This window comes from Butyricimonas muris (assembly GCF_046365375.1).
GTDB lineage: Bacteria > Bacteroidota > Bacteroidia > Bacteroidales > Marinifilaceae > Butyricimonas > Butyricimonas muris.
The window spans coordinates 526,239-541,535 of sequence record NZ_JBKEIT010000001.1 but is presented as its reverse complement, the minus strand read 5'-3'; the positions used below and the strand labels follow the sequence as shown (position 1 = coordinate 541,535).

Annotated in this window: 10 protein-coding genes; 3 read left to right on the top strand and 7 right to left on the bottom strand. The window is 46.1% G+C overall.

From position 1 onward, the window contains the following. The first annotated feature begins 2 nt into the window (after window positions 1–2). Complete coding sequence (locus ACK8P8_RS02340) at window positions 3–1,193, top strand: metallophosphoesterase (protein ID WP_369860070.1); 1,191 nt, start codon at window positions 3–5, stop codon at window positions 1,191–1,193. 67 nt (window positions 1,194–1,260) lie between these two features. Further along, entirely contained in the window at window positions 1,261–4,485 is a 3,225-nt protein-coding gene (locus ACK8P8_RS02335; protein ID WP_369860069.1) for a hypothetical protein, read from the top strand. 197 nt (window positions 4,486–4,682) lie between these two features. Here the strand turns inward: ACK8P8_RS02335 and ACK8P8_RS02330 are convergent, their stop codons facing one another. The 5 genes from ACK8P8_RS02330 to recN form a co-directional block, all read right to left on the bottom strand. Further along, complete coding sequence (locus tag ACK8P8_RS02330) at window positions 4,683–6,485, bottom strand: LTA synthase family protein (RefSeq protein WP_369860068.1); 1,803 nt, start codon at window positions 6,483–6,485, stop codon at window positions 4,683–4,685. A 146-nt stretch (window positions 6,486–6,631) separates the two neighbouring features. Further along, complete coding sequence (dnaB, locus tag ACK8P8_RS02325) at window positions 6,632–8,173, bottom strand: replicative DNA helicase (protein ID WP_099292663.1); 1,542 nt, start codon at window positions 8,171–8,173, stop codon at window positions 6,632–6,634. Window positions 8,174–8,194: 21 nt separating this feature from the next. Beyond that, a complete protein-coding gene (locus tag ACK8P8_RS02320) occupies window positions 8,195–8,767 on the bottom strand; it encodes a 3'-5' exonuclease (RefSeq protein WP_099292664.1) in 573 nt (190 codons plus the stop codon). Window positions 8,768–8,834: 67 nt separating this feature from the next. Further along, window positions 8,835–9,671: an enoyl-ACP reductase FabI gene (locus ACK8P8_RS02315; protein WP_099294589.1), complete on the bottom strand. Its 837-nt coding sequence runs from the start codon at window positions 9,669–9,671 to the stop codon at window positions 8,835–8,837. Between the two features lie 10 nt (window positions 9,672–9,681). Continuing rightward, on the bottom strand, window positions 9,682–11,340 hold the full coding sequence (recN, locus tag ACK8P8_RS02310) for a DNA repair protein RecN (RefSeq protein WP_369860067.1): 1,659 nt from the start codon (window positions 11,338–11,340) through the stop codon (window positions 9,682–9,684). Window positions 11,341–11,457: 117 nt separating this feature from the next. Here recN and nusB point away from each other — a divergent pair, with 117 nt between their 5' ends. Beyond that, window positions 11,458–12,405: a transcription antitermination factor NusB gene (gene nusB / locus ACK8P8_RS02305; RefSeq protein ID WP_222621160.1), complete on the top strand. Its 948-nt coding sequence runs from the start codon at window positions 11,458–11,460 to the stop codon at window positions 12,403–12,405. Window positions 12,406–12,539: 134 nt separating this feature from the next. Here nusB and ACK8P8_RS02300 read toward each other — a convergent pair whose 3' ends face one another. Together ACK8P8_RS02300 and gyrB are read right to left on the bottom strand one after the other, a co-directional pair. After that, window positions 12,540–13,103, bottom strand: a complete 564-nt coding sequence (locus ACK8P8_RS02300; RefSeq protein ID WP_369860066.1) for an LOG family protein — start codon at window positions 13,101–13,103, stop codon at window positions 12,540–12,542. A 96-nt stretch (window positions 13,104–13,199) separates the two neighbouring features. Then, window positions 13,200–15,158 (bottom strand): DNA topoisomerase (ATP-hydrolyzing) subunit B, encoded by a 1,959-nt coding sequence (gene gyrB, locus ACK8P8_RS02295; RefSeq protein WP_369860164.1) that lies wholly within the window; start codon window positions 15,156–15,158, stop codon window positions 13,200–13,202. Between the last annotated feature and the right edge of the window lie 139 nt (window positions 15,159–15,297).

The following is a 15,297-nucleotide window of genomic DNA, read 5'->3' as shown; positions in this document are numbered from 1 at the left end:
ACATGAAAACAGGACTGTTCATACTCGTCGCCGGACTTCTCTGCGTGTTACTGAATGACTCGCTACTCTATTTGCAAATCAGACGTTACTTGAGAAAACGAATTTACACTTGTCTATTCTGGGCACACTCCTTGTTTTTCATGGCCTGTATTGTCGTGTACCATTTTTTTATTCCCACGTTGAAAGGACCGGAAGCCTATTTTTGGGTAGGCAAAGGCGTTTCCGTGATTTTACTTTTCTATACCCCGAAAACACTATATATCATTATCAACGCATTTGCAATCCTGTTACGAAAATTAAAATGCATTCCGGCTGCCCGTATTATAAGCAGAACAGCTTTAGGCATCGCCCTATTCTCCTTTTTAGTCATTTTTTACGGTATCACGTGGGGACGCTGCAACTACAAAATAGAACGCCAGCAAGTATGCATTAAAGAACTTCCCGACAATTTCAACGGGTATCGTATCGTGCAACTAACCGACCTGCACTTGGGAAGTTACGGGGAGCATTATCCCGGTATAAAAAAACTCGTGGAAGAAGTCAACGCGCTGAACCCCGACCTTATCGTGTTTACCGGGGATATGGTCAATAGCTTTGCCTCGGAAATGAACCCGTGGATTGACCAATTGAAAGAACTGAAAGCTAAATACGGCGTCTACTCCTCCACGGGTAATCACGACTACGGTACATACGTGAGATGGGCTACCCGGGAAGAACAGGCGGATAACCTGAAACAATTCTTCAAGAACATGGAAGCGGCAGGCTTCCACATGCTAAACAACACCAATGTTCCCCTCGTTATCGGTACCGATACGATTTATCTTGCCGGAGTCGAGAATTGCGGACGTCCACCTTTCCCCTGCTTCGGGAACCTTCCACAAGCCCTGCAAGGCACGGAAGGACACACGGTGATACTCCTCTCCCACGACCCGTCACACTGGCGGGACGAGGTAATCCGCTATCCCGTGGCTCTCATGCTGGCAGGCCATACCCATGCCATGCAAATCGGGATACAAATCGGTAGCTTCCGGTGGAGTCCTTCAAAATACATCTACCCCGAATACAACGGATTGTACGAAACGAATGGACGACAATTATACGTTTCCCGCGGCGAAGGCTACCTCGGCTTTGCCGGACGCATCGGTCAACGACCGGAAATCACGCTGATAGAATTAACGAACAATTGTAAATAAAATAAGTTTTATGAGATAAGAATATTCAAGTATTTATTAAAATGTGTACTAATAAAAAATGTTGTGTATGGCAGGATGGCAAATTACTACTACTTACGAGAGTAAGTTAGTAAGGAGGAACTGGTTGTTCCGTCTTTTTATCCTGGGTGTATTGGGTTACACTCTGGCGTTTCTAATCCCGTGGGACATTCATCAGGAGGCATGGGCGAACATCGTGTTCGCATCCTCTATCCCGGTGAGAGGAGTCTATTTTTTGAATTTGTTCCAATCTTTGGTCGTGGTGTTTCTGGCTTGCGACAGGTCGAGAGCTCGGAAGAAGGCGGATAGCCGGGAAGTGCTCTCTATTCGGTCACTAAGTAATAGCCAGATTTTCGGGGCGGAATTAGCGGGGCTGGTCATTCCTTTTTTGGTCGTGGATGTTATTTTCATGGCATTCTGGCTATTTATTAATTTGATTATTCCGGATTCGCCGGTGAACCCGTGGGTGTATCTGTCCTTCTTGTTGAGAGATGTGTTGCCGACGTTCGTGTTCGTGACGGGGATGTCGTTATTGGTGAACAGAATATTGCGACATCCTTTCGTGAGCTGGTTCGTGCTGACCGGGTTTCTTTGCATATCGTATCTTTACCTGACGAAGCCACTTCACGGGATTCTGGATTTCCGGGGAAGCCTGCTGCCGGAAGCTTTTTCCTCGATCGTGGGATTTATGCATTCCGGCGTGTGTCTATTGCAACGGGGGACCTTCTTGTTACTGGGGCTGGGATTACTATGTCTGGCAGTTCCTTTCACGAGGCGGTTACCCAACGTGCCGGGACGGAAAGCGTTTTATCACGCGACAGGTGGTCTGTTACTGGTATTAGCCGTGGGGATGGGATATATTTACATCGATAAGTTCCAGACCCGCCGGGAGAACCGGGAGGCGTACCGGGATATATTCTCGCAGTACGAGGCGTATCCCAAGGCAAGAATCTTGACGCATGACATCACCTATATGCCCGAGAATAAGAATTTCTCGGCGAAGAGCCGGATGGCGGTGGTGAATCGAAAAGCAAAGAACATGGAAAAGTTGCTCCTGTTCCTGAATCCCGGACTAAAAATCAGCCGACTGGAGTCTGAGGGACGGGAAATACCTTTTCAGAGGGACAAACAAGTGGTTGTCGTAGAGCGGTCATTGACTCCGGGGGATAGCGTGGTGTTGGAAATGGAGTACACCGGTTATATTGACGAGGATATTTACCAGATGAATATCGATGATGATGAGTATTTCGCTCCCGTACGGCAATCGGGGAAGATAGAGCGATACGGCAAACGTTCCGCATTCGTGTCAGGGGATTACACGCTGCTTATACCGGAGGTACTATGGTACCCGGCGGCAGTGGCACCGGTAGCCTTGCAACCGTCGAAAGAAACAAATTTCACGGATTACACGTTGCACGTGAAGAATCCCGACGGGCAGATGGTGTTATCGCAAGGCATACCGGAGGAGAGACAGGACGAAGTGACATTCCACAATTTACAGGCTCTAACCGGATTGTCGCTTTGCATGGGCAATTACGTGAAGCGGTCGGTGGTGGCGGATTCCATCACGTTGGAGTTCTACACGTACCCGGGAAATGATTTTTACTTGAAGCCATTTGACGGTTGGATGGATGAAATAGCGGGGTATCCGAACGCGGAGGAGTATTGGGAGGAATTGGTAAACAAGTGCCGTAACCTTATAGAAGGAACTATGCCTAACCCGTATCCTTTCAAGCTTCTAAAATTCGTGGAGGCACCTTCCTCTTTCCTTAATGGTTATTATTTCCATAATCATATCCAGCCGGAAATGGCATTTTTCGGGGAACGGATAATAGATAAATACAATAAACCAGGCGACATTTCCCTAAATAGCCTAAGGGAAAAGAATGTACAGGAACATATATTATTCAATGATTTTTTTAATTTCCTTAGGAGCATGCATACAGAACGGCTTTTCTCGGATTTCCACTGGAGTGTTGCTTCCGACAGGTATGCGGGAATAGACATGCTGTTCGGTAAAATAGCAAACCCGACGCTTGACAAGTTTATTTTATTCCCACCGATGCTGGATAGCATTGCGGCAAAGGGATTGGAAAGAATAATCCGGGGAGAGTATCCGAATGGATACAATAAGTTGATTAGCATAAAAGTTTCGCAGTTACTCGCCTACCTGACAACAATTACCAGTTGGAATTCGGTGTGCGCTTACACACGGGAGTTCTACGAGAATGCCCGTTTCCGAGAGGTGGATTTTGACGTGTTCATGGAGGGGTTCCGCGAGCGTTTCGGGCAGGACATCAAACCATTTGTGGATGATTGGTACACGACGCATGATGTACCGCGGTTGGCGATAAGGGATTTGACATACCGGCAGACGGAGGATATGCAGTCGGTTGATTTCAAGGTGGGCAATATCGGTAAGGTGGATGGCTTGGTTTCGGTAATCAGGGGTTATGAAGATGATTACGGGAAATGGATTATTGACAATTGGCGGAGCTACTTGGTCAAACCAGGAGAATACAAGCGGATTATTGCCAACGAGGCTGATAGACTGTATTTTTTTGTATCTACCAATTTCGCAAGGAGCGTACCGGAACGAGTTATGTTTGGCGATCCTAGTACCCCATTGTGGAAGGGGGATATTCCAGCAGAGTGTGTCGAATCCCTTGACAAAAATCAGTTTTATCCTCTCGGGGAGATTATAGTTGATAACGAGGACGAAGGTTTTCATTTAATCGATTCGTCGGGAAACAGGTTTAAGCGATTGGCAGATCGATTGACGAAAGAAGAGGAGGACGCCTATAGGATTGGTTCGGATTTCAAGAAGAGCACGTGGGGAAGACCGTTTCTTGACCCAGGTGGTGTTTACGGGGATGAGGTGCAGAGTGCCTTTATCAAGATTGCCGGGAATGGAAGTTGTAAGGCGGAGTGGATAGCGAATCTTCCGGAAGCGGGCAAATACGAGATTTTTATTTATCAATCTCGTATTAAAAAACTATCTTGGGAAGAGACTTACGCATCAAATTATCCGGGAATGAAAAATTACTATACAGTCTATACCCCGAAGGAAAGCGAAGAAATCGTGATCGAGAAGACTAGGGACGATACCGATGAGTGGATTTCATTAGGGAAATTTGATTTACCGGCAGGAGAATCCCGTGTTGTTTTGGATGATCGGGGTATTCCCCCGTTTGAGGTGACAGAGAAATGGGGAAACGACAAGTACACTCAAGTGGTGGTGGCAGATGCGGTGAAATGGGTGAAAATGAAGTAAGTGATTTAAGCGGAAGATTATAATATAAAAAGCCAACTATGAATTAGTTGGCTTTTTATATCTGATATTTTTAATTCGCAAATTTCACAATTAAAATATTTTGATACAAGAACAAAACTCAATTCACATTACTTTTATTTGCAACAATCAGCATATTAATTGCATATTTTGTCAAACTCACGAATAAACCTATATTCTCACTGCCTTCCCTTGAAGTCTTGGTCTACGATTTGTAAATAGGCCTTCAACAAGGCTTCATCTCTAGGATTAGTATTCACCCCGATATCCTTTTTAGACTTCAAATCATAAATATAGGCTCCATTGCTTGTCACCACGGCTGCCGCATTGGTAAAGGCATAGAAAGCAAAAGGTACGGCACTCGGGTCAAGCAGATTCTTGCTGTAATGATAAGCCGAAGCATCTATTCCCAACTGTACCAACATAGTAGCTACCATATCTGTTTGCGAACCCAAGGTATTCACCACCGAATCCTGCACACTCATAGCCCCCCCGGTAAATATCATCGGTATACGATAAGTTTCCGGCGCATGAGGTTGCAGGTTTCCCACGTGCCGAGTCCCGTGGTCGGCAATCAACACAAACAACGTGTTATCCCAAATCCCGGACTTTTTACACTTTTCAAAAAATTCACCCAAACACTGGTCCGTATAAGCAATGGCATTTTTAAACTTCGAACCGGTATCACTTCCCGGAATTTTCGTTTCCATGGGTACAACAAACGGTTCGTGACTACTCATGGTAAATGCCATATACATGAAAGGAGTTTTCGCCACACGCAAATCTTCATACAACCGCTCCAGCATATAACCGTCATGTACCCCCCATTTGAAGCGATTCTCGATAGCTTCCCCGGAAAAATCATTCTCCGTCACGCTACCTTGAAAACTCATCGTCACGTAGGAACGAAATCCCCCGAAATTCAAATCCCCCGCGTAATAAAACCGGGTACTATACCCGTTAGCCTCAAAATCCAACGGGAAACGAGGATGAAGATACGTTTTATTCGGGTACTTCAGCATGGACACCTGCGGGTGGGCGGGAAAACCACTGATAACCCCCAGTATTCCCCGGTCGGAACGATTTCCCGTGGCGTATATATTCGAGAAGAAAATGCCTTCTTCCGCCACCGCCTGCAAATTAGGCATGGCGTCCCAAGCGTTCAGTGTAAAACTTTCCAGCAAAAGCACCACCACGTTCGGTTTATCCGTTTTCAACACACTCGGGAAAGTACCCGTCTCCGTGTACACGCTGTCCACCAGCTGTCTTGCCTTATCTTCCGGCATAAAAACGAAGTCGCTTTTAATCTTGTTGACGTGTGCCACCTCGTACAAGAAATTCCATACCGGATTCACTGCCGCTTGATTGGCATACATATTTTTGTTATTAAAAAACACGAAACTCACGTTCATCGGAGCCACGTTGAAACCGCCCCTCACCGGAATAATCATCAATCCACCCAAAAGGAGATAAACGACGCTCTTCCAAGCTGCTTCCCGGACCGGCTTCAAGGAATTTGCCACCCAACGGCGATAAAGGCTATAAAATATCCCTACCATAACCGCGCAAAGCAAGACCAATGCCAATATCAACCACGTGGGAGTCGAAGCCATTGCCTCTCCCGGCGTTTTCAAATAGAATAGCGGGGTCGCATCCATGTGATACCCCCAGTTTTTAAACAACTCCAAATCTCCGACAACAATCAGACTGGATATAGCCAAAAGTATCAAGGTTATTACCGAATACACGCGTTTCAACCATTTGGGCGGCAGGAACACACCTATCGCCATAATCACGCAAGCCAATACCATCACGTATCCCCCGAAAGAGAGATCCATACGCAACCCTTTCGTGAACAACATCACGTAATCGTACCCGGTGAGTGTCGCCGTTTCTTTCCACTGGTAAACCAGAAAGATCACCTTTGCCGCGATCGAGAACACGACCCAAAACACGTAATACTTCAATAAAAACCTGACCATTTATGATTTTAGATTTATGATTTATGATTTTAGATTGAACTCCTCCGCCCTTCGGGCACCTCCTCTATAAACAGAGGAGGAGATAGAATAGTTATCGTCTTCGGGAATCCTTTCATTTTCAATTTTCAATTCTCCATTTTCAATTATTAGAAAGGTGCAGCCCCACTGTTACCACCGCTCTCGAAACTCTTTCCCCCGTCCCGGAAATCCGTATCGAGGGGCGGCATTTGCGGAGCGGCATCCTCGTTCATACGGGAACCGAAAGTAACGGTTTTTACCGTTGAACCACCGGATGCAAAAGGAGAAACCTCCTCCAAATCGCAGAACTGAGCCAACTCGTTACGGAAGCGCAATTGAATCTCCCCCACGGCACCGTTACGATGCTTGGCGATAATGATATCGGCAATCCCTTTCAAACTGTTTCCCATACTGTCTTCCATGATCCCGTAACGTTCGGGGCGATGGATAAAAAGCACCATATCGGCATCCTGCTCGATGGCTCCCGACTCACGCAAGTCGGACAACATCGGTTTCTTGGCATCTCCCGTACGTTGCTCCACGCCGCGGTTCAACTGCGACAAGGCAATCACGGGTATATTCAACTCCTTGGCGATAATCTTCAACTGCCGGGAAATCATACTTACCTCCTGCTCCCGGTTTCCTCGCATATCGGCTCCCGCCGTCATCAACTGCAAGTAGTCGATAATCAACACCTTGATACCATAACGCTGCTGCAAACGACGGCATTTTGCCCGTAACTCGAAAATAGAAAGAGCCGGAGTATCGTCTACATATATAGGAGCCTTTATCAACGCTTTGATTTTCGCGTGTAACTGTTGCCACTCGTCTTCGGACAAACGTCCGTTCCGAATCTTTTCGGAGCCCAACTCGGTTTCACTGGCAATCAAACGATTGACCAACTGCACCGAAGACATCTCCAAAGAGAACAAGGCGATAGGCTGGTTATGGTTTACCGCCATATTCCGGGTCATGGACAACACGAATGCCGTCTTACCCATAGAAGGACGCGCGGCAATAATCACGAGGTCGGAAGGTTGCCAGCCGGAAGTAACTTCATCCAATGCCGTGAAACCGGAAGGCACACCACTCAATCCGTCGGGACGATTCCCGGCAATCTCGATTCCCTTGATGGCTTCATCAATCAAAGCGTTAATAGCCGTCGTCTCCTTCTTGATGTTTCCCTCGGCAATCTCGAATACCTGCTTTTGTGCCATATCCACCAGGTCGGCAACATCCGTGGCATCGTCATAAGCCTTATTCTGGATATCCGTGCATACGCGAATCAACTCCCGCTGGATATACTTTTGCACGATAATGCGAGCGTGAAACTCAATGTGGGCGGCAGAAGCCACCTTGGAAGTCAACTGTGCCAGATAATAATAACCGCCAATCTCTTCCAGTTCTCCCAACCGCTTCATCTCCTCGCTCACGGTCAGAATATCCACCGGCTCGTTATTCAAGGACAGATTCTGGATTCCGCGATATATCTTCTGGTGCGCCTCTTTATAGAAACAATCCGGCTTCAAAAAGTCGCTCACGGTAATAAAAGCATCTTTTTCCAACATCAGAGAACCCAGTATCGCCTCTTCCAAATCAACCGCTTGCGGCGGCATCTTCCCGTAATCCGATTGTAATGATTTATAATTATATTCCTGCTTTTTAGCCATACGTTTTTTTATTTATTTTCCTCACATCACCTTGAGTTCCTTCAACTTCCAGAAACACCGCACGGTAGCCCTCACGTCCGCCAACGCGTCATGAGCGTTCTCGAATCCCTCGCCGAACAACACTTGATGCAACTCGGACAACTTCGGGGACTTGAATCCTTGCTTCCCACCCGGCAACTTGCAATATTTCGTGGACGATTTCATCGTGCAATACTTCGGCTTCAAAAACATCGAACTCATGATTCGTTTACGCTCAAACTCCGCACCCACGATACACTCGTCGAAACTGATGTTATGACCGACCATCGCGTACGCCTCGTCTATTTTATCTGAAAAAACTTCCAGAACAGACAGCAGTTCTTTACCTTCGGCCTGCGCTTTCGCCGTCGTTATCCCGTGCACCCGGGACGCTTCTGCCGGAATCAAAAATCCTTCCGGTTTCACAATGTCACTCCGTTCTTCAATAATATTCCCTTTCTCATCGCACATAATCCACGCCAACTGCACCATACGAGGCCAATTATCCAAGTCGGTTATGGGAGCATTCCACCGTTGTGGAAGTCCCGTCGTTTCCGTGTCAAAAAATAAAAACATCTTTTCTATATCCGATTTATGATTTCCGATTTATGATTTTCTACTATCACAAACCGGAAATCCGATTTCATTTTGAATTATCGTTTTCAAAACTCTTGTTGTACTGGTGCATTGCCCGATAACTCATACCCATACTGGAGAATCCGCCGTCATGGAAAAGATTCTGCATGGTAACCTTACGGGTAAGGTCGGAAAACAAGGTAATACAATAATTGGCACATTCGTCGGCATCGGCATTCCCTAGCGGGGACATACGCTCGGCAAAATCAATCAACGAATCGAAACCTTTGATACCACTACCTGCCGTGGTCATCGTCGGGGATTGGGAAATCGTGTTCACGCGTACCCGCTTTTCCCGCCCGTAAATATACCCGAAACTGCGGGCAATAGACTCCAGCATCGCTTTGGCATCCGCCATATCGTTGTACTCGAACATGGTTCTTTGCGCGGCCACGTACGAGAGCGCTACCACTGAACCCCACTCGTTCATGGCATCCAACTTCTTCGCGGTCTGTAACACCTTATGAAACGATATGGCTGAAATATCCAACGTCTTCTGCAAAAAGTCGTAATCCAAATTATCGTAAGAGCGTTTCTTTCTCACGTTCAAAGACATTGCCACGGAGTGCAGGATAAAATCAATCTTTCCACCCAACAAATCCATCGACGCTTGAAACAATTGTTCCAAATCCTGCTCGCTGGTAGCATCTGCCGGAATCAAAGGAATATTATTCTGTTCCGCGAACTCCTTCACCTTTCCCATGCGAATAGATAATTCCGTGTTCGTCAAAACGATTTGCGCCCCCTCTTCCAAACATTTCTCCGCTACTTTCCAAGCGATAGACATCTCGTTCAACGCGCCGAAAATAATTCCTTTCTTTCCTTTCAATAAATTGTAACTCATAAATATTAAATTAAAATTGTTCCCGTAATAACCGGGCATTTTCCAAAGCTGCCTCACTCACCACGCTTCCGCTAATCATCCCGGCTATTTCGGTCACCCGTTCTTCCTCTGTTAAACGGCGAATCCGCGAAATAGTTCCCGCGTGGTCATCTTCCTTGTACACTTTAAAATGACTATCTCCCGCCGCCGCTATCTGGGGCAAGTGCGAGATACTGATTACCTGCATACGGGCAGCCATTTCCTTCATCATGGCAGCCATCCGGTGGGCAATCTCGCCGGACACACCCGTGTCTATCTCGTCAAAAATAATAACAGGCAACCGTTTCGTCCGGGACAATATATACTTCAAAGACAACATCAAGCGTGAAATCTCTCCCCCGGAAGCGACTTTTGACAATTCACCCGGCTCTTGATTCTTGTTCGCCGAGAACAGGAAAGTAACCTCATCTTTCCCCGTCGGGGTAAAATGCCCCACGGGAACAATCCCGACTTTAAACGAGGCGTGCTTGATACCCAACCCCACTAACAACCCCTGCATCTCCTCCCGCAATTTCCCTTCCGAATCCACCCGGGCAGCGTGAATCTTCCGAGCCAGAACCTCCATTTCCGCTTCCAACGCGGCAATTCGCGTATCCAACTCTTCGACGCGGGTAGAAAAAGATTGTATACCTTTCAATCTCTCCCGCAAAGTGTCTTTCAAAGCGATTAAATCCTCCGTCCGTTCCACTTTATGCTTGTGCAGAAGGTCATACATCACCCCGAGCCTGTCATTTATCACGTCCACGCGTCCGGGATTATATTCCACCCGTTCGGCAACCCGTTCCGCCTCATCAGCGATATCCTCCAACTCGACAATCACCGAATGTAATCGCTGACCGTAATCCGTTGCCTCCTTCACCACTTCATCCAAAGCGGCTATTCTATTCCGTATACCTTTCAACGTTTGAATAACAGGCGTATCCGACTCCGTCAACGCGTAAGTAGCCTCGGAAAAGACACTTTTTATAGTTTCGGCATGATTCAAAACGGCCAATTCGTCTTCCAACTCCTGTTGTTCCCCTTCCCTCAAATTCGCCTCATCCAGCTGGTTAAACTGGAATTTCAAATAATCCTCCTCCTGCTCGGCTTCCCGTGCCTGCCGCTTCACCTGTTCCAACTCCGAGAGCAACGACTGGCGGGATGCATATTTCATCCTGTACTCTTTCAACAAAGACTGATTACCACAAAAAGCATCCAAAATCTCCAATTGATATTCCGGCTGACCAATCAACAAAGACTGGTGCTGGGAATGCACGTCAATCAGAAAACTCCCGAATTCCTTCAAAACCTTATTATTCACGGGCGTATCATTGATAAACGAACGGGACTTTCCGTCCGCGTTCAATTCCCGGCGTACCACCACCTCGTCATCATAATCCAAGTCATTATCCTCGAACCACTGCCGCAAATGATACCCCGCGACATCATACGTGATTTCCACGATACATTTCTTGTCCTTATCCATGATAGCCGAAGCATCGGCTCGCTGTCCCAGAGTCAACCCGATAGCCCCCAATAAAATAGATTTCCCGGCACCCGTTTCCCCCGTGATAATCGTAAACCCTTTCTCCAACTCCAGGTCCGTCTTGTCAATCAGAGCGTAATTCACTATATGTATATGTCGTATCATCTTTAATCCTTTACTGCATAATCCGTGCGAAAGTAACGAATAATTTTCAATTATCAATTTCCAATTTTCAATTAAATTCGTACTTTTGTGCCCGATATAACAATAGTTCTTTATAAAATGACAAGCAGAAGATTAATTAGAATTAAAGTTTTACAGCTTTTATATTCTTACACGAAGAAAGAGGGAGTGACAATCACGGAAGTGGAACGAGATTTGTTCAAGAGTATTACAAAGAGTACAGACTTGTATTACCACGTCTTCCTTCTGATTACAGAGATCCAACGTCACGCGTTTCTAAAAATAGATGCCGCCCGCAATCGAAAGCTTGCATCCCACAAGGACTTAAACCCGAACACCCGGTTCATCGATAACCCGGTAATCAACCAAATAGCCGAAAACCGGAAATTCAAAACATACGTTTCAACCAATCTCGTTTCATTAAACGAGTGTCAAGACGTGGTAGTTTCCTTACACAACAAGCTGGTAGAAACCGACTTCTTTAACCTGTACATGAACAAACCGACCGTTACTTATGACGACCACAAGCAACTCGTGTTGGACATGATTTCAGAACTTATCGCCGTTGACGAAGACTTCGAGCAGGCAATGGAAGAGAAAAACATCTTTTGGAACGACGATTTCGAACTGGTGTTAAGCATCGTCTACAAGACAGTTAAAAACATGAGAGAAAGTTATTCGGAAAACACCGTTTTCTTTATCTCGTTATATAATGAAGAAGAAGACTTGGATTTTGCCAAAACCCTGTTCCGGAAGTCTATCCTCGACATGAAAGAGAACATGGAAATCATCGATCAGTTTACCGCCAACTGGGAATTAGACCGTATTTCCGAAATGGATAAATTAATCATGGACATCGCCATCGCCGAGTTAAAATATTTCCCGTCTATCCCGGTAAAAGTTACTCTGGACGAGTTTATTGAAATATCCAAAAACTACTGTTCGCCCAAAAGTAGCAGTTTCATCAACGGGGTACTGGATAAAGTAGTTATCTTGCTCAAAGAGAAAAATCAAATCAAAAAGATTGGTAGAGGATTAATGGAATAAATAAAGGGTGGCTTTTGCCACCCTTTACATTCTAAACTAAACTAACCAAACTTTTGTATCACTACAATAGTCAACTCATACGCTATATTAGCACTGTAAATATAGTCCATAAATATTAAAAAAACAACTATTTCCTAATATTTACTTGAAAATTCTTTCGCCTTGTATTTTTTAATATAAGCCAGGGCTTCTTCAACATCATTCACGACCGTGTACAAACCATCGTAAGCATTTGATACAAAACCTTCTTTTCGAATATTATTGATAAACAAAAAAAAGTATTCATAGAAATCATTCGTGTTAATAAAGACAATCGGCTTGTTGTGAACACCTAATTGTTTCAAGGTAATTACCTCCGTGATTTCTTCCAAAGTACCCCATCCGCCGGGCAAAGCGACAAACGCATCGGCTTGCTCCCGCATCATACTTTTCCGTTCTTTCATATCGGGAGCAACTATCAATTCCGTTATCCCTTGAGCCGACACGCCGCGGTCAACGATACATCGCGGAATAATTCCCGTTACCTTCCCTCCTGCTTTCTTCGCCGCGTCCGAAACCTCCCGCATCAACCCGCAATTCGTCCCGCCATACAGCAACTCCCAGCCATTCTTCACGATCTCCTCCCCCAATTCGGCCGCCGCCTCGAAATACACGCTCTCCATCTTTTCAGAAGAAGCACAAAACACACAAACTCTCATAAAACCAGATATATAGAAATCAAATACTAAAATTACAGGTTGCAGGACAGTCACAAACCTGTAACCTGTCAACCTGCAACCTGTAACATTGACACCCTAGGCGTCAATATTCGCGTACGTGGCGTTCTGCTCGATAAATTGTCTACGAGGCGGCACGTCATCTCCCATAAGCATGGAGAAAATACGATCCGCTTCAGCAGCATTCTCTATCGTCACCTGACGCAGGATTCGCGCTTCAGGCGACATAGTCGTATCCCATAGCTGTTCCGCAGTCATCTCACCCAAACCTTTGTAGCGCTGGATATGCAAACTGCTCTCCTTTCCACCTCCCATTTCTTGAATCAACTGCAAACGTTGCTCGTCCGTCCAGCAATAACGTTGCTCTTTTCCTTTCTTCACGGAGAAAAGAGGTGGGGTAGCGATATATAGATAACCACTTTCGATCACGGGTTTCATATAGCGGAAGAACAAAGTCATAATCAAAGTAGCGATATGCGCCCCGTCGACGTCGGCATCCGCCATGATCACGATCTTGTGGTAACGCAATTTCTCGAGATTCACGGCCTTGCTGTCCTCTGCCGTACCGATAGTGATGCCCAACGCTTGGAATATAATCTTAATTTCTTCACTCTCCCATACCCGATGAGCCAACGCTTTCTCCACGTTCAGAATCTTACCGCGCAAAGGCAGAATAGCTTGAAATTTACGGTCACGTCCTTGTTTTGCCGTACCCCCTGCAGAATCTCCCTCGACGAGGAATATCTCGCAGTTCTCCGGGTTATTATCCGAACAGTCCGCCAGTTTACCGGGAAGCCCGGAACCGGAAAGTACCGTTTTCCGCTGTACCAGCTCACGTGCCCTACGAGCAGCGTGGCGGGCTTGTGCAGCGAGAATCACCTTATCCACGATTGAACGGGCATCCTTCGGGTGCTCTTCCAGATAATTCGCCAAAGCCGTACTCACCGCTTGCGACACCGCGCTTCCCACCTCCGTGTTACCCAACTTGGTTTTCGTCTGTCCCTCGAATTGCGGTTCAGCCACCTTCACGGAAATAATGGCAGTCAGACCTTCACGGAAGTCATCCCCGTTAATATCAAACTTCAATTTACTCAACGCACCGGAATTGTCGGCATACGTCTTCAACGTCTGCATGATTCCCCTGCGGAAACCGGCAAGGTGAGTACCACCCTCCATCGTGTTGATATTATTCACGTAAGAGAACACGTTCTCCTTGAACTCCGTGTTATAATGCATAGCCACCTCGATCGGGATACCGTTTTTCTCGGTCGTGATATGAATGGTTTCGTCAATCAGTTTTTCACGATTGGCATCCAGATATTCCACGAACTCGCTCAACCCTTTTTCGGAATAGAAAACCTCGGATTTAAACTCGTTCGTGTCGGGGTCAATCACCCGTTTATCCGTCAAAGACAAACGAATACCCCGGTTCAAATAAGCCAATTCCCGCAAACGGGCGGCCAATATATCATATTTATATTCCGTTACATAAAAGATTGAATCATCCGGCTTGAAAGTAATCGTCGTACCGGTACGGTCGGTTTCACCGATAATCTTCACGTCTTCCAAGGGCACACCTTTGGAATATTCTTGAAACCAGATACTCCCTTCCCGGTAAATCGTGGCGGTTAATTTGGTAGAAAGAGCGTTCACACAAGACACACCCACACCATGCAAACCACCGGAAACCTTGTAAGAGCCTTTATCGAACTTACCCCCGGCGTGCAAAATCGTCAACACGACCTCAAGCGCGGAACGATTCTCTTTCTGGTTCATTCCCGTGGGAATACCGCGACCGTCATCACTAACCGTTATCGAATCATCCTCATTAATCGTTACTTCAATATTTTTACAATAACCGGCTAACGCCTCGTCTATCGAGTTGTCGACCACCTCATACACCAAATGATGCAACCCCTTCGTGTTCACATCACCAATATACATGGAAGGACGCATACGCACGGCCTCCAACCCCTCCAACACCTGAATACTGTCAGCCGAATACTCGTTATTCATCGGCTCTAATTCTTCATTCATGTTCTGCTCTATTTCTTCACTCATATTTAATGGTTTTCTATATTTTCAAATATCTCTAAATCCCTCTCCGTCAATCTTTCCATTGTGTTTCCACAAAACGTACAAATATAGTAAAAATATGCCGGAATATCGAACTTTT